This is a genomic window from Staphylococcus sp. HMSC072E01 (assembly GCF_001814125.1).
GTDB classification, from domain to species: domain Bacteria; phylum Bacillota; class Bacilli; order Staphylococcales; family Staphylococcaceae; genus Staphylococcus; species Staphylococcus hominis.
The window spans coordinates 329,273-344,026 of sequence record NZ_KV814990.1 but is presented as its reverse complement, the minus strand read 5'-3'; the positions used below and the strand labels follow the sequence as shown (position 1 = coordinate 344,026).

14 protein-coding genes, 1 pseudogene and 1 riboswitch are annotated in these 14,754 nt (G+C 31.7%); of the genes and pseudogenes, 8 read left to right on the top strand and 7 right to left on the bottom strand.

Annotation, left to right across the window (positions count from 1 at the left end; genetic code table 11):
• Window positions 1-249: 249 nt before the first annotated feature.
• Complete coding sequence (locus HMPREF2953_RS10125; RefSeq protein ID WP_048680008.1) at window positions 250-681, bottom strand: universal stress protein; 432 nt, start codon at window positions 679-681, stop codon at window positions 250-252.
• Window positions 682-1,576: 895 nt separating this feature from the next.
• Here HMPREF2953_RS10125 and HMPREF2953_RS10120 point away from each other — a divergent pair.
• Window positions 1,577-1,849: a hypothetical protein gene (locus HMPREF2953_RS10120; RefSeq protein WP_049334859.1), complete on the top strand. Its 273-nt coding sequence runs from the start codon at window positions 1,577-1,579 to the stop codon at window positions 1,847-1,849.
• A gap of 510 nt (window positions 1,850-2,359) precedes the next feature.
• Here HMPREF2953_RS10120 and HMPREF2953_RS10115 read toward each other — a convergent pair.
• Window positions 2,360-2,989, bottom strand: a complete 630-nt coding sequence (locus HMPREF2953_RS10115) for a DUF5079 family protein (protein WP_070673207.1) — start codon at window positions 2,987-2,989, stop codon at window positions 2,360-2,362.
• A gap of 367 nt (window positions 2,990-3,356) precedes the next feature.
• Between HMPREF2953_RS10115 and HMPREF2953_RS10105 the strand changes: the two genes are divergently transcribed.
• Window positions 3,357-3,620: a hypothetical protein gene (locus HMPREF2953_RS10105; RefSeq protein ID WP_048680341.1), complete on the top strand. Its 264-nt coding sequence runs from the start codon at window positions 3,357-3,359 to the stop codon at window positions 3,618-3,620.
• Between the two features lie 227 nt (window positions 3,621-3,847).
• Here HMPREF2953_RS10105 and HMPREF2953_RS10100 read toward each other — a convergent pair whose 3' ends face one another.
• Window positions 3,848-4,759, bottom strand: a complete 912-nt coding sequence (locus HMPREF2953_RS10100; protein WP_070673203.1) for an ABC transporter substrate-binding protein — start codon at window positions 4,757-4,759, stop codon at window positions 3,848-3,850.
• Between the two features lie 60 nt (window positions 4,760-4,819).
• Window positions 4,820-4,921, bottom strand: a riboswitch (TPP riboswitch).
• A gap of 322 nt (window positions 4,922-5,243) precedes the next feature.
• Window positions 5,244-5,327: pseudogene (locus tag HMPREF2953_RS11710) on the bottom strand (hypothetical protein); the annotation flags it as partial.
• Between HMPREF2953_RS11710 and HMPREF2953_RS10095 the strand changes: the two are divergent.
• The 4 genes from HMPREF2953_RS10095 (at window position 5,287) to bioB (ending at window position 9,635) form a co-directional block, all read left to right on the top strand.
• The gene (locus HMPREF2953_RS10095) at window positions 5,287-6,288 is read left to right on the top strand and encodes a PTS sugar transporter subunit IIC (protein WP_239666075.1); all 1,002 of its coding nucleotides are present in this window, start codon (window positions 5,287-5,289) and stop codon (window positions 6,286-6,288) included. The pseudogene HMPREF2953_RS11710 and the gene HMPREF2953_RS10095 sit on opposite strands and share 41 nt — an antisense overlap.
• Window positions 6,289-6,467: 179 nt before the next feature.
• Window positions 6,468-7,466, top strand: coding sequence for an ornithine carbamoyltransferase (gene argF / locus HMPREF2953_RS10090; protein ID WP_070673201.1), 999 nt, complete (start codon window positions 6,468-6,470; stop codon window positions 7,464-7,466).
• 21 nt (window positions 7,467-7,487) lie between these two features.
• Window positions 7,488-8,420 (top strand): carbamate kinase, encoded by a 933-nt coding sequence (arcC, locus tag HMPREF2953_RS10085; RefSeq protein ID WP_017175585.1) that lies wholly within the window; start codon window positions 7,488-7,490, stop codon window positions 8,418-8,420.
• Window positions 8,421-8,669: 249 nt separating this feature from the next.
• Complete coding sequence (gene bioB / locus HMPREF2953_RS10080; RefSeq protein ID WP_049334873.1) at window positions 8,670-9,635, top strand: biotin synthase BioB; 966 nt, start codon at window positions 8,670-8,672, stop codon at window positions 9,633-9,635.
• Between the two features lie 115 nt (window positions 9,636-9,750).
• Here the strand turns inward: bioB and HMPREF2953_RS10075 are convergent, their stop codons facing one another.
• Window positions 9,751-11,358, bottom strand: a complete 1,608-nt coding sequence (locus HMPREF2953_RS10075) for a BCCT family transporter (RefSeq protein WP_070673199.1) — start codon at window positions 11,356-11,358, stop codon at window positions 9,751-9,753.
• A 220-nt stretch (window positions 11,359-11,578) separates the two neighbouring features.
• On the opposite strand from HMPREF2953_RS10075, the gene nagA reads away from it, so the two are divergent.
• Together nagA and HMPREF2953_RS10065 are read left to right on the top strand one after the other, a co-directional pair.
• On the top strand, window positions 11,579-12,733 hold the full coding sequence (gene nagA, locus HMPREF2953_RS10070) for an N-acetylglucosamine-6-phosphate deacetylase (protein ID WP_049334875.1): 1,155 nt from the start codon (window positions 11,579-11,581) through the stop codon (window positions 12,731-12,733).
• Window positions 12,734-12,864: 131 nt separating this feature from the next.
• Window positions 12,865-13,107 (top strand): hypothetical protein, encoded by a 243-nt coding sequence (locus HMPREF2953_RS10065; protein ID WP_002449323.1) that lies wholly within the window; start codon window positions 12,865-12,867, stop codon window positions 13,105-13,107.
• Window positions 13,108-13,158: 51 nt separating this feature from the next.
• Here the strand turns inward: HMPREF2953_RS10065 and nagB are convergent, their stop codons facing one another.
• Together nagB and HMPREF2953_RS10055 are read right to left on the bottom strand one after the other, a co-directional pair.
• The gene (gene nagB / locus HMPREF2953_RS10060) at window positions 13,159-13,890 is read right to left on the bottom strand and encodes a glucosamine-6-phosphate deaminase (protein ID WP_049334913.1); all 732 of its coding nucleotides are present in this window, start codon (window positions 13,888-13,890) and stop codon (window positions 13,159-13,161) included.
• Between the two features lie 21 nt (window positions 13,891-13,911).
• A complete protein-coding gene (locus HMPREF2953_RS10055; protein ID WP_017175533.1) occupies window positions 13,912-14,586 on the bottom strand; it encodes an N-acetylmannosamine-6-phosphate 2-epimerase in 675 nt (224 codons plus the stop codon).
• Window positions 14,587-14,754: the final 168 nt, after the last annotated feature.

Genomic DNA, 14,754 nt, shown 5'->3' with positions numbered 1-14,754 from the left:
TGTCGAATGGTCGGCTTAATAGCTCACGCTATGCCGACATTCGTCTACAAGTTTAGTTAAGGGTTCTTCTCAACTTCAATAAATTTTCTCGGCATAAATGCGTGTCTAATCTTTTTTAGAACGACTAATCAAAAAATAATCTAAAAAATCACAAACCAAAATTAAAAAAATAAAAAAGCCTAAATACTCTCTCGATTTGTGAGAAAGTATTTAGGCTTTTTGAATTAATAAATTTCTTACTTCTTATGTTTATTTAACAATTAGTACTGGGACAGAACTTCTTTTAGCAATCTTATGTGTAACATCTCCTAAAACATGTTTAATATTCAAATCGACTCTATGATTACTCATAATTACTAAATCAAATTCACCATTATTTATATCTTTAGAAGTAATTTTTTCTAAGATTGTATCTTTAATATGCCCAAAATCTACATCTATTTTATATTGAATATCTCTTTTTTCTAATTCACGTAAAAATGGAGTGAGTTTTTTTTCTTTTTCTCTAATAATATCTTCTTTATGCTTATTATAATACTTGACACTAATTGCAAGATCATTTTCTGTTACAACGTGATAAATTACAACAACTGAATCTTCATCGGTGACTTTTTCTAAATAGTCAGGGATAGCACTAAAATCATTTTCGAAATCATAGGGTAATAATATATTTTTGAACATCTACACCAGCCTCCTATTACTTATTATTTAGATGTCTATTACTTATATACCCTAAATATATATGCTTATTCTGATTCTGTTGCAAAGTAAAAAATATAGCTAACCACTATTTGAAATTTTAGGATACTTTTTTAGAGCATTTAGAGAGATTTATAGAATAATAAACAGGTTAAAAAGTAATAGGAAAAATAGGATTTGAATAAAAAAATCAATCCTATTTATAGGATTGACGTCGACTGAAGCCTATGAAATCAACTAAAATAATAGTATTCAGACAATTTAAAGTGGTCTTGTAACAATTGTAAATAGTATGCAATATTAGAGGTTATAGTATCGATCAATTCTTATTCAATATTAACTATAAGTATTGTTATATCAGCGTTTATGATAATTTTAAAAAGAGCACTTAATTAAAAGAAAATAGAGATATAGATGTATTCTAATATTGATTGGACCATTTCAATTAATATTATTAAATAAGCAGTTAACATAAGTGATAATTATCAGAAGTTCCGTCACTATAACACTAATTATTATCCTTTCTTTAAGATTGAGAGATAGTAAAAAAGTTAACTACACTTGTAGCTAACTTTTTTTGTTCGAAGAAAATAAAAATGCACCTAAGAATAATAAAGGGAAAATAATGAATAGACGAGTGATAAAAAGGTTTTTGCCAATAATGATAGGTAAAAATATATAAATAATAAAAGATAATATGAAACAAAGAAAATATATTTTTTTATTTGTACTCATGTCATCACACCTCCAGTATTATTGTATTATAACTTTTTTAATTGTTCTTTAAGTTGCCAATCTCCGCTATTAGTTCAGAACATTACCTAAAGATTGCTACCAATCTAAAAATATAATACTAATGTAGGAGGCTAATAGATAAATGATAACTTTTATATACCAACTTATTTTATTTTTTATAATTATAGGAACGTATGCTTTAATGCGTGGAGGATATATGGATATTGAATGGAATTTTTTATTATCTATGTATGGCATGTTCGTTGGATACTTGGTAATGTTCTATTTTTCGATTTATACTAATACTGACTTTAGTAGAAGAACAATAAAAATAATAACAACAATCAGTATTATTTTAACATCTATTATCTTAGTTATTTTGGGACATTTACTGTTTATTTTACTAACAGAATAAAGATACAAAATAAGAATATTCTTCTTAATATAGCTAATACAGATAAGATTAATCAAATAACAGCTAACGATTTTACTTTATTATTCTAATCACTTATTTGAAAAATGGGAGTTTTTTTAATGAAAAAAACAAAAAAGTAACCATTAATACTACCTTTCATGTAATTAACTGTATAATGATCTTTATCGTAGCCGCATTGTTTAAAAAAATAAGTTTTATCAAACACCATGATATTTTATGTACGATACTTTATATAATAATTATGCTAATAAGCGCAGTAGTGATATACAATGTTCATTTATACTTTTTAAAAAAATTAAAAAATAATTCATGAAGAAAGCTCTTTTTTGTTAAATTTATACCATTGTATAAATATCATTTGAAATAAAAAACGCTTGAATTCTTTTCATCGTCTCTTTCCAATAATATGGATGAATAGAAAATTCCATTTTGCTATATGAGACCTTATCAATACGTCTATTTTCATTATTACTTTCTTGTTATTGTTTTTTATTTGTTTTTTGTCTCTGTGTACACGCGACCATACAGTAAATAATAAATAGTTACTAAAAAATTGCAGGCAAAAATATACAATATTGATATTAAAAATATAAAATGGGAATCGGCTATGTTTGGAATTGTTATATATTCTATAATTTTTTGTATATATATCAACGAAGCAATAGCCTTCAAAATAATAATGACGATTCTTTTATCATATTTTAACCACTTGGGAGAGAATCTCATTAGTAATACACTTAATATATGCATAGTTGTACAAACAAGTAATGTTATAAAACCGATATACCAATATTTATCTAAATAATATTGATGTTCAGCGGCTACAAAAAAATATAAATTATAAAAAGTTAGATACGAGACATAGAGACTTAATATATTTACTATTAAATATCGCTTCGCTTTATTTATGGGATTATCAATTTTCTTTTCAAAAAATTGGAATAGTCCAAGCAAATTAACAACTAATGCAAGACCTGTAGTAATGATTAGATAATTAGGTGTTCTTTCAAGTGTAAGATCAAATTGATATTGTATATATGAGAAAAATATAAACAATAATGAGAATATATTTACTACTTGTATTGCTGGTTTTCTTAAACGATTTAATGATTCTTCCAATTTATTTAGCCACCTTTATGAAAATATTGAACTGATGGATGTCCCAAAATGTTTTACATTATTAATGCTATCAGACATTAAATTTTTGAAACTCTTCAACATAACAAAATTTCTTATGACGCTCACTTTTTCATTAGCTTTATCCTTAACAATATCAGTAGCAGATTTACCACTGAAAAATTTCTATTCAGACAAGAGTAATATGCCTGTAACGACTACTAAATCTAATCCCGCTCCTATTGGTCTAGCAATATTTGCTCCTATAGAAGTTGAGAACTATGTTGATACATTTGAGAATCTTTTAATTAATATATATAACATTTTGATAATATGAATTTATGAATAATTAAAAAGGAGCATTTTAGGTATGAAGCAATATATGTTATCAAAAGTATTGTTAAGTGTATCTATTGTAACAGAGTCTGTTGTAGCTCCAATAGTAGTATCTAATGCTAATCAAATTCATGCAGCTGACAAACAAGATGGTATTAGTAACTTAACTCAAAAAAATAAAAGTGTTCTACATTTATCTATTACCGATAGTAATATTACTGGTAAAATAAATGATAATGAAATCTTAACACTATCAGATGGTAAGACGACAAAACAAATTGGTATAAATGTACTTTAGGTACAGCTACTGATGCTGTTATTGACGGCATATCTGGTGGCGTTACTGGTGCTACAGCTTACATGTTCTTTCTCAATTAAGGAAAAATGAAGTAGTTCAGTTCTAGGTAGCGGCAATGCTAAAAATGAAGAAATATATTTAGATATTGAAGAGAATGGCAATATTTTAGAAGTAAAAGAGTCTCTTACAATTTAAAAATTGTAGAGACTCTGAATATAAACTTGAGTTTAGTTAGCATATCTACTAAATAGTAATTGATTTGTGAAATATTCTTTAGGTTCGATTGTTTTTTTAATTTTACCTGTTTCTTTTAACCATAATTGTAAATCATTGTAAAAGTCAGAACTCATTGATAAATCGTTAGTGAAACATTTTGCTGTGGCTTGTATTGTGGATTTGTTTAAATCTTCACTTACGTCTGTATTCGTATATGAAGAATAGATATTAATTGCTTCTTCAAGGTTAGTCTTAATGTATTGAATTGCTTTTTGTATAACTTTAATAAATGTTTTGATTTTTTCTTCTTCAGAGTGTAACTTATCAGGGGTAGTGATAAAAATTAATTGGCAAAAGTCAGGAACATTGTAATCTTTTAATGCGAAATAATCGACATTTAATCCTTTACTTTTTGCTTCTAAAATTTCAAAGTTTTCAAAGATAAGTGTTGCTGCATCTGCTTTATCATTTAACAATGCATCAGTATGATAAAAACTATTATTTACTGGTATAATATCACCATCTGTATATTGAGCACCATCAGTTTCAATCATGGTTTTTGCAATAGCAATACCACCAAGACCTGTAGCTCCTGGATACTGGAGACGTTTGCTAATTAAATCTTTTGGTGTTTTAATACCTTTATCTTTTTTATACATTATACTGCCATTGGTATGTAAGAATCTTGCGAAGCCTACAACATTTTGGTTGGATGCTTTATCTTCTACTAAATGGATAGGTTCTGTAATTGCGATATCCATTGTACCTTTTTCGATTTCATCTAAAGCATCAAAATGTTCTTCAGGTTCAATCATCTCAATCTCTAAATTTTGTTCCTTAAACCATCCTTTTTCTATACCTAAAATTAATGGCATGTGATCAGGATTTAAAAACCATTCTAAACCAACTCTTAATTTTTCCATAAAAAAATCCTCCAATAACTCAATTTTCTACGCAAAAAAGTGAATACTGAAAGACGTCAAGTAATATGTAAGTCACTTTCCTACGATGGTACTAACCAACAGGTTTAAGGGTTGAAAGTAAGTACTTTCTCTCAGCAATCAATCGCACCCCTAGTGAATATGTTGTTATATACATTAACATAATATATATTCTAGGTTAATTAAATCTGATATTTTGTTTACATTTACTTTATCAGATTATTTCATTTGTATATTTATATCATTTTGTCGATCATTTCATAATGTATAAGATAGATATATTTTGAAGTAATTAAGTAAAAAATAAACGAATTTTTCAATTTAATTTAAAAATTTAAAAAATTCCGTGAAATATATTTCGTTTTTTAGTAAACTGTCTACTAAGGAAGAAAGTAAGTAGTGAGATATTGTTTGATTTGAAGCCATACCTCACATCTAAATTAAATATAAGGGGATGACAGTAGACTATGGATTTATTAATTGGTACGTTGTTTTTAGTTTTAGTCTTAGTGATTTTTACGTTATTTACATATAAAGCACCTAGTGGTATGCGTGCGATGGGAGCTTTAGCTAATGCAGCCATTGCGACATTTTTAGTAGAAGCTTTTAACAAATATGTAGGTGGAGAAGTATTTGGTATTAAATTTTTAGAACAACTAGGTGACGCTGCGGGAGGTCTTGGTGGTGTCGCTGCTGCTGGGTTAACGGCCTTAGCTATTGGTGTTTCACCTGTGTATGCATTAGTTATCGGAGCTGCTTGTGGTGGTTTAGACTTACTTCCAGGGTTCTTTGCTGGATATATTGTAGGTTATCTTATGAAATATACAGAAAAATATGTTCCAGATGGTGTGGATCTTATTGGTTCAATCGTTCTTCTTGCACCACTTGCACGTTTAATTGCGACGGGTTTAACGCCTGTAGTGAATAATACATTACTAAAAATTGGTGATATTATTAAAAGTAGTACAGACACAAATCCGATTATTATGGGGATTATTCTTGGAGGCATTATTACTGTTGTAGGTACAGCGCCGTTAAGTTCAATGGCTTTAACCGCCTTACTTGGTTTAACTGGCGTGCCAATGGCCATTGGTGCTATGGCTGCATTTAGTTCGGCATTTATGAATGGTACGCTGTTCCATCGTTTAAAATTAGGAGATCGTAAGTCAACGATTTCAGTAAGTATTGAACCGTTATCTCAAGCTGATATTGTCTCTGCGAACCCGATACCAGTGTATGTGACAAACTTCTTTGGAGGAGCTGTTGCAGGTTTAATTATCGCTTTATCTGGTATGATCAATGACGCAACAGGTACAGCAACACCCATTGCAGGATTCTTAGTGATGTTTGGTTTTAATAGTCCAATGAAAGTGATTATCTATGGTGTTGTAGTGGCCATTGTAGGTGGTTTAGCAGGCTTCCTTGGTTCTCTTGCATTCAAAAAATATCCAATTGTTACAAAACAAGATATGATAGATCGTGAAGCAAAAAGAAAAGTTAAAACAGCATAAATATGAGTGACTTCTTTGTCGAAATATGGCAAAGAAGTTTTTTTGTTGTACGTTTTAAATTTTCTATCTCATATTTTTTGTGTAATAATATAATAAAAAGTTACACATATTGTAACGTTCATACACATGATGTGTATTGAATTTTCAATACTAAACCTCTGACAAAGGAGTGGGCTAAGATGCAAAATTTAAGAAATAGAAATTTTTTAACATTACTTGATTTTTCAAAAAAAGAAATGGAATTCTTACTTAATCTCTCTGAAGATTTAAAACGTGCAAAATATGCTGGTATTGAACAACAAAAACTTAAAGGTAAAAATATCGCTTTAATTTTCGAAAAAAATTCTACACGCACACGTTGTGCGTTTGAAACAGCAGCTTATGATCAAGGTGCTCATGTGACGTATCTTGGGCCTACAGGTACACAAATGGGAGTAAAAGAAACGGCTAAAGATACAGCTCGTGTTTTAGGTGGGATGTATGACGGTATCGAATATCGCGGATTTTCTCAACGTACTATTGAAGAAATTGCAGAATATGCTGGTGTTCCGGTTTGGAATGGTTTAACGAATGAAGATCATCCAACACAAGTGCTTGCTGATTTTTTAACTGCAAAAGAAGTATTAAAAAAACCTTATGAAGATATTCATTTCACATATATTGGTGATGGACGCAATAATATGGCAAATGCATTGATGCAAGGCGCAGCTATTATGGGAATGACATTCCATCTTGTGTGTCCGAAAGAGTTGAGACCTAAAGATGAGTTACTAAAAACATGTCAGTCATGGGCTGATAAAAACAGCGGTACTATTTTAGTGACTGACAATATTGACCAAGGGGTGAAAGGATCTGATGTGATTGCTACAGATGTGTGGGTATCGATGGGTGAACCTGACGATACTTGGGAAGAACGTATTAAATTATTAGAACCTTATCGTGTAACAAAAGAATTAATAGAAAAAACAGGCAATCCACATACCATTTTTGAACACTGTTTACCTGCTTTCCATAATGCAGAAACAGAAATTGGTAAACAAATTAAAGAAAAATATGGTTTGAATGAAATGGAAGTCACAGATGAGGTCTTCGAAAGTGATCGTTCTGTTGTCTTTCAAGAAGCCGAAAACAGAGCACATACGATTAAAGCAGTAATGGTGGCAACTTTAGGCGAATAGAGAAAAAAGGGGGACCTATGGATGTCTAAAATCGTGGTCGCATTAGGTGGCAATGCTTTAGGGGAATCACCGAAAGAACAATTAGAGCTTGTAAAAGGAACAGCTCAATCATTAGTTGGTTTAATAAACAAAGGATATGAAGTTGTCATTAGTCATGGGAATGGACCACAAGTGGGAAGTATTAATTTAGGATTAAATTATGCAGCAGAACATGAACAAGGCCCGCCTTTCCCATTCCCTGAATGTGGCGCAATGAGTCAGGCGTATATTGGCTATCAAATGCAAGAAAGCTTACTTAACGAACTCCATACTTTAGGTATCAATAAAGAAGTTGTAACACTCGTAACACAAGTCGAAGTAGCGAGCGATGATCCAGCGTTTCAACATCCAACGAAACCTATTGGCTTATTTTATACAGAAGAACAAGCAGATAAAATGAGACAAGAAAAAGGATATACATTTATGGAGGATGCAGGACGTGGGTATCGTCGCGTTGTGCCTTCTCCTCAACCTATTAATATTGTTGAACTTGATAGTATTGAAACACTCATTAAACATGGCACGCTTGTCATTGCAGCTGGTGGTGGCGGTATCCCAGTTGTTAAGGAACAAAGTGGTCGTTATCAAGGTGTCGATGCAGTCATTGATAAAGATAAGACAAGTGCATTACTTGCAGCTCATTTACAATCGGATCAATTAATTATTTTAACAGCTGTTGATTATGTTTATATTAATTATGGAAAAGACAATCAAGAAGGACTAGGTGACGTCACAGTCGATGATATGAAAGGATATATTGCCGATAATCAATTTGCGAAAGGCAGTATGTTGCCAAAAGTAGAAGCAGCTCTTCAATTTATTGAAAAGAATCCCAAAGGTAGTGTGTTGATTACTTCTTTATCAGGTTTAAATGATGCGCTAGAAGGTAAAATTGGTACACGTATTACAAAATAAATAGTTATATTAAATCGCTTGAGCCTAATATATGTATTTTACATATGTAGGCTCAAGTTTTTTTATGAGTTACTCAAATATCTAATAGTTACAAGTTCTACTTCGGATTGTCTGAGGTTATATTCATAGACCATTTCATTTTAAAACATCCTTTGATTTAATTAAAGAATAATGTAAACTTATTATTATATAAAGTTTACAATTATGAGTTTTATTAGTGTATTTTAAAAGATAGGAGTGACAAACATCATGACATTAAATCTAGCAGAACGTGTATTGAATGGAGAAGCGTTAACTAAAGAAGAGTGTCTAAGTCTATTTCAAGACGAGACGATTGATACGTTTGAATTATTAAATGAAGCCTATATAGTAAGAAAACATTATTACGGTAAAAAAGTAAAACTGAATATGATTTTAAACGCGAAAAGTGGCATATGTCCGGAAGATTGTGGTTACTGTGGTCAATCTGTCAAAATGAAAGAAAAACAACGTTATGCTTTAGTGGACCAAGAACAAATTAAAGCAGGAGCAAAAGTCGCCACTGACCATAAAATTGGAACGTATTGTATTGTAATGAGTGGACGTGGTCCTTCGAATAAAGAAGTAAATCATATTTGTGATACGGTAGAAGATATTAAAGCTATTCATCCACAACTTAAAATTTGTGCGTGTTTAGGTTTAGTCGATGATGAACAAGCGACACAATTAAAAGAAGCCGGTGTTGATCGTTATAACCATAATTTAAATACAAGTGAACGTTACCACGATGAAGTTGTGACAACACATACATATGAAGACCGCGTGAATACGGTTGAAATTATGAAAGAACATAATATTTCACCATGTTCTGGTGTGATTTGTGGCATGGGAGAAACAGATGAAGATATTATCGATATGGCATTTGCGTTAAAAGAGATTGATGCAGACAGTATTCCAGTAAACTTCTTACATCCGATTAAAGGTACCAAGTTTGGTGGGTTAGACTTATTATCTCCAACAAAGTGTCTACGTATCTTGGCTCTGTTTAGATTAATCAATCCTACTAAAGAAATTCGAATTGCGGGTGGTCGCGAAGTCAATTTACGTTCACTTCAAGCAACTGCACTTCAAGCAGCTAACTCTATCTTTGTAGGTGATTACTTAGTAACAGGCGGACAACCTAATGAGCTTGATTACCAAATGATTGAAGATATGGGATTTGAGATAGATGGGTAGTGATATATAGATAAAAAAACGTTCTCACTAAAAAATAGGGAGAACGTTTTTATTTTTGTTATTACAGTTTAATACTACATAGTAATGCGTCAGTTAAATGCATATAAATGTATGTTTATGATTTTTCCGAATGATCATTATTTAGGGTTTTACTATCTTTTTCACGTTTTTCAAGAGGAATAGAGTAATCTTTATCGTCATTAACATATGACATTTGGAAATGTTTTGTATGTTCTCGTCGTAACGCACGCATCATAGATATCGTCATCAATAATAAAATAATTGAAAATGGTAAGCCAGTTACAACAGATGCTGTTTGTAGACTTGTGAGTCCACCTGCAATGGTCATTGCGACTGAAATCGCACCAATTAATAAACCCCAAATGACTTTATGTTTTATTTTTGGATTCTCACTACCCCCTGTTGCCATTCCTGCAACAATATGTGTTGTTGAGTCAGCACTTGTGACAATGAATAAAAAGATTAACAAAATGGCAAGACCGCTTGTAATATCAGATAATGGAAATTTTGATAATAATTCAAATAAAGCAACCGTATAATCTTTATCTACAAGACTAGCAATTTTATCGCCACCCATAGCAAATTTGACAGCCATACCACCGAAGCCACAAATCCAAACGAATGAAATGAGTGGAGGTACTATAAGCACACACATAATAAATTCTCGAATGGTGCGACCGCGTGATACACGTGCCACGAAACCTCCAATAAATGGTGACCAAGAAATAACCCATGCCCAATAGAAGACAGTCCATTGTTGAATCCAAGCATTGTTATTTGTATACGGATCAATACGTAAACTATATTCGACAAAGTGTCTTATGTAGTCTCCGATAGCAAGTGTGTAAGATTCAAAGATAAATTTTAAATCCCCGAAGATAAGCATAAAGACAAGTAATAAAGCGCCTAATATAATATTAAGGTTACTCAGCCATTTTACACCTCGTCCTAGACCTGTAATACCAGATCCAATGAAAATAATCATCATTAATACTGTAATCGAAATTTTAGTGATATTGTTATTTGGTACCTGGAAGACATGATTTAATCCACCACTAATTTGCATAATACCAAGTCCAATTGATGTTGCTATCCCCATTACGGTAGCAATAATTGCTAAAATATCAATGACATTTCGAAAAGGACGTTTGTAGGCTTCACCGAAGACAGGTTCCATAGCAGTAGAAATTAAACCATCTCGTTTTTTACGAAATTGAAAGTATGCGACGATAAGCCCAGCCATTGCAAAAATAGACCATTGTGAGATTCCCCAATGAAAAAAGGTATAACCCATAGCAAGTCTTGCGGATTCAGGAGATTGATCTGGCGCTTTTCCAGGAAACGGTGAGTGAAGATAATGTGTGAGTGGTTCAGCTCCCCCCCAAAAGACTATGCCTACACCCAAACCCGCAGAGAATAACATACCAAGCCATGACATGAAAGAAAATTCTGGTTCTTCATTATCGTCTCCTAATTTGAACCGACCATATCTAGAAGCAGCTAAAGAAATTAGAAAAATATCTAAAATAAATATAATAAGTAAGAAAAGCCAACCAAAAGTATTTGAAATAAAATCGTACATCGTTTGAGCATGTGTACCAAATGTTTTAGGAAATATACCAGCAATTGCAGTGATAATAATAATAATAGACACTGAAATGATATAAACCAGTCTGTTATTTCTTTTACGTTTGTCATTCATGAATCAATTAAGTCATCCCTTTATAAATTAGTTGTTTTGATTATACATATAATTATGAATATTTTCAAAATTCATTTTAATCGTTTATATATTATTTTAAAGAAAGTTAACATTAAATTTGAAAATTTTTTCCAAAAGAAGAAATTGCCTAATGATGACAATATGAAATGATATAATATCTTTGAAATGATAAGAAATTTTATAGAAAAGAAGGGGTATCATGTCTCAATATGTCATTACAAATGGAAGAATTTATACGGAAGCACAAGTTATTGAAAAAGGGTATCTTGTCGTAGAAAATGGCAAAATTAGTGATATTCAAAAAGGTGATTATAAAGGCCATTTAAATCAAATAGATGTAGCAGGAAAGCATGTGTTACCAGGTTTTATTGATATTCATATTCATGGTGGCTATGGAGAAGATGCGATGGATGCATCGTATGATGGCCTAAATCATTTAGCTAAGCAATTATTGTCTGAAGGTACAACAACATTTTTAGCAACAACGATGACGCAATCTGATGAGAATATTGAAAAAGCATTGAACAATATTGTCGCTTGTTATGAAAATCAAACGCTAGGTGAAGCGGCTGAAATCGGTGGTGTACATTTAGAAGGACCATTTATTTCTGAACACAAAGTAGGGGCACAAAATCCTAAATATGTACAACGTCCCACTGTTGAAAAAATTCGACATTTTCAAAAAGTAGCGAAAGGTTTAATTAAAATCATTACTTTTGCGCCAGAAGTCGAAGGTGCGCATGAGATGTTAAATGAATTGCGTGATGATATCATCTTTTCAATGGGACATACTGTCGCCACATTTGAAGAAGCAAATGAAGCAGTAGAACGAGGTGCGAAACATGTAACGCATCTTTACAATGCTGCAACACCTTTTGAACATCGGAATCCAGGTGTGTTTGGTGCCGCATGGACCAATCAAAGTTTAAACACTGAAATTATTGGTGATGGGATTCATTCACATCCTGCTGCTGTAGATATTGCATATAAGCAAAAAGGACATACTCACATGTATTTAATTACAGATGCCATGCGTGCCAAAGGTATGAAAGATGGTGAGTATGATTTAGGTGGACAAAATGTGATTGTTAAAGGGAAAGAAGCACGTTTAGAAAATGGCGCACTTGCAGGCAGTATTTTAAAAATGAATGAAGGACTGCATAATTTAATTCAATTTACGCATGATAGTTTAGATCACTTATGGCGAGTGACAAGTTTAAATCAGGCCATTGCGCTTAATATTGATAAGCAAAAAGGAAGCTTAAGCATAGGAAAAGATGCAGATATCGTAATTGTAGACGACCATATACAAGTGGATACAACGATTAAATCAGGTACCATTCATCATTTTTAAGACTACTCGCATGGTAAAAAATGAATAATTTAGTATCTCTTTATCTTTTTAGGTTTATATATATGAAGTTTAGTGTATATACATAGTAAATCTACATAATATATGAATTCGAAGTAAAGGAGGGATAGATAATGCAAAATGATTTGAGATTTCCAAGTGCCAAAAATTTCTTTACTACTTTAGGGTGGTTATCAGTCATTGCTTTATTAGCAGTTGTAGTGGTCAATGCGCTTTATAATAGTTCTTTTAAAAGTTGGTCAGATATCAGTGTGAAATTCACTCAAACGGATTTAATTTTCTTAATTACTTTCGCAATTATTGCGATAGTTTGTATTATTATTTCATTGCTTTTAAAATTATTTAAACATCCGTAGGACGTAAAGTTAAAATATTAAAAAGGACAGAACTCGAGCGTTCTGTCCTTTTTAGTGGTTTAAATAATTAAATATGACATCATCAATGATAATGTCTACATTCGGATGCGTTTGTAAAATAGAGGCAGGTAATGTTTCAGTTTTCGGTCCATTCATTAAACGCTCAATAGCTTCTTGTTTACGTTCTCCAAAAGCTAATAAAATGATACGTTTTGCGCGCATAATAGATTGTAATCCCATAGAAATGGCTTGTTTTGGAACATCATCAATCGTATCAAAATGAATACTATTTGCTTTAATCGTAGAATCAGTTAAATCTACAACTCGTGTTTGACTATCAAAAGATGTACCTGGTTCGTTGAAACCGATATGGCCATTTTCTCCAATACCTAATAATTGAATATCGGGTTGTCCTATAGAGAATAGACGCTGTTCATAAGCATATGCTTCGTCTTCAAGATCAGGTGCGTCTCCTCTTGGAATGTAGATATGATCTTCATTCCATTCGTTATGATTAAATAAAAGTTCATGCATATATGTGTAGTAGCTTTGAGGGTGTGATGAATTAAGACCCACATACTCATCTAAGTTAAATGTTTTAATATCATTTAAATTCACACGATTTGCCGTTAATAATTCAGATAATCGTGGATAGATTTCTGTCATCGTATTACCTGTCGCTAATCCAAGAGTAGCTGTCGGCGTACTTTGTATTAACTTTAATAACTCAACTGCTACATAATCACTTGCGATAGATTTGTTTTTTAAATTGATCAATTTCATCATCTAAACGCCTCCATATGTTTATGAATGATTTTTTACTGCTTCAACAAATCGTTCGGTAATTTGTTTAGGTCGTGTGATCGCACCACCAACTACTGTACAATGAACTCCAAGTTCGCTCACTTTTTTATACATTTCAGGTGTGATGACATTACCCTCTGCAATGACTTTTGTGTTTACTTGATTAAGTACTTCTTTTAAAAATTCAAAGTCATTTTCATATAATATGTGACCCTTTGTATAAGATGTATACCCTCTTAGAGTGGTTCCAATATAGTCAAAACCTAATTGATCTGCATAAATAGCTTCTTCAGTCGTTGAGATATCAGCCATAATTTCAATACCAGGCGCTTTTTCTCTAATATATTTCACAAGTTCTTCAAGAGATTCTTTTGGACGTTTTTGTTTAGTGGCATCTAAAGCAATAACTTCACAACCGCTTTCAATGAGTTCATTTACCTCTTTTGACGTTGCAGTTATAAATACACTTGAGTTAGTGTAATCTCGTTTAACAATTCCGATAACTGGTAAATTGATCTCCTTGCGAATAGCTACAATATCTTCTATAGAGTTAGCACGTATACCTACTGCACCGCCTTGATAAGCAGCTAAAGCCATTTTTGACATAATGAACGAAGAATGTAAAGGTTCTTCAGGTAAAGCTTGGCAAGAAACGATTAATCCTTGTGGTAACATATCATTCACTCCGTAACATTTATATTTATAAATAGAATATATCGAGTTTGTGGTTATTTATACAATACTGTTGAATTGATTTACTCATATCATAACATTAAGAAAATTATTATCAATTTAAAATTATAAATTGAAAAATATTTTCATTTATAATAAATTAGATATAAG

Bases quoted from the DNA above. Each gene is read 5' to 3' on its own strand.
- HMPREF2953_RS10125 (WP_048680008.1), bottom strand. From the start codon at position 681: ATGTTCAAAAATATATTATTACCCTATGATTTCGAAAATGATTTTAGT.
- HMPREF2953_RS10120 (WP_049334859.1), top strand. From the start codon at position 1,577: ATGATAACTTTTATATACCAACTTATTTTATTTTTTATAATTATAGGA.
- HMPREF2953_RS10105 (WP_048680341.1), top strand. From the start codon at position 3,357: ATGAAGCAATATATGTTATCAAAAGTATTGTTAAGTGTATCTATTGTA.
- HMPREF2953_RS10100 (WP_070673203.1), bottom strand. From the start codon at position 4,759: ATGGAAAAATTAAGAGTTGGTTTAGAATGGTTTTTAAATCCTGATCAC.
- argF (WP_070673201.1), top strand. From the start codon at position 6,468: ATGCAAAATTTAAGAAATAGAAATTTTTTAACATTACTTGATTTTTCA.
- arcC (WP_017175585.1), top strand. From the start codon at position 7,488: ATGTCTAAAATCGTGGTCGCATTAGGTGGCAATGCTTTAGGGGAATCA.
- bioB (WP_049334873.1), top strand. From the start codon at position 8,670: ATGACATTAAATCTAGCAGAACGTGTATTGAATGGAGAAGCGTTAACT.
- HMPREF2953_RS10075 (WP_070673199.1), bottom strand. From the start codon at position 11,358: ATGAATGACAAACGTAAAAGAAATAACAGACTGGTTTATATCATTTCA.
- nagA (WP_049334875.1), top strand. From the start codon at position 11,579: ATGTCTCAATATGTCATTACAAATGGAAGAATTTATACGGAAGCACAA.
- HMPREF2953_RS10065 (WP_002449323.1), top strand. From the start codon at position 12,865: ATGCAAAATGATTTGAGATTTCCAAGTGCCAAAAATTTCTTTACTACT.
- nagB (WP_049334913.1), bottom strand. From the start codon at position 13,890: ATGAAATTGATCAATTTAAAAAACAAATCTATCGCAAGTGATTATGTA.
- HMPREF2953_RS10055 (WP_017175533.1), bottom strand. From the start codon at position 14,586: ATGTTACCACAAGGATTAATCGTTTCTTGCCAAGCTTTACCTGAAGAA.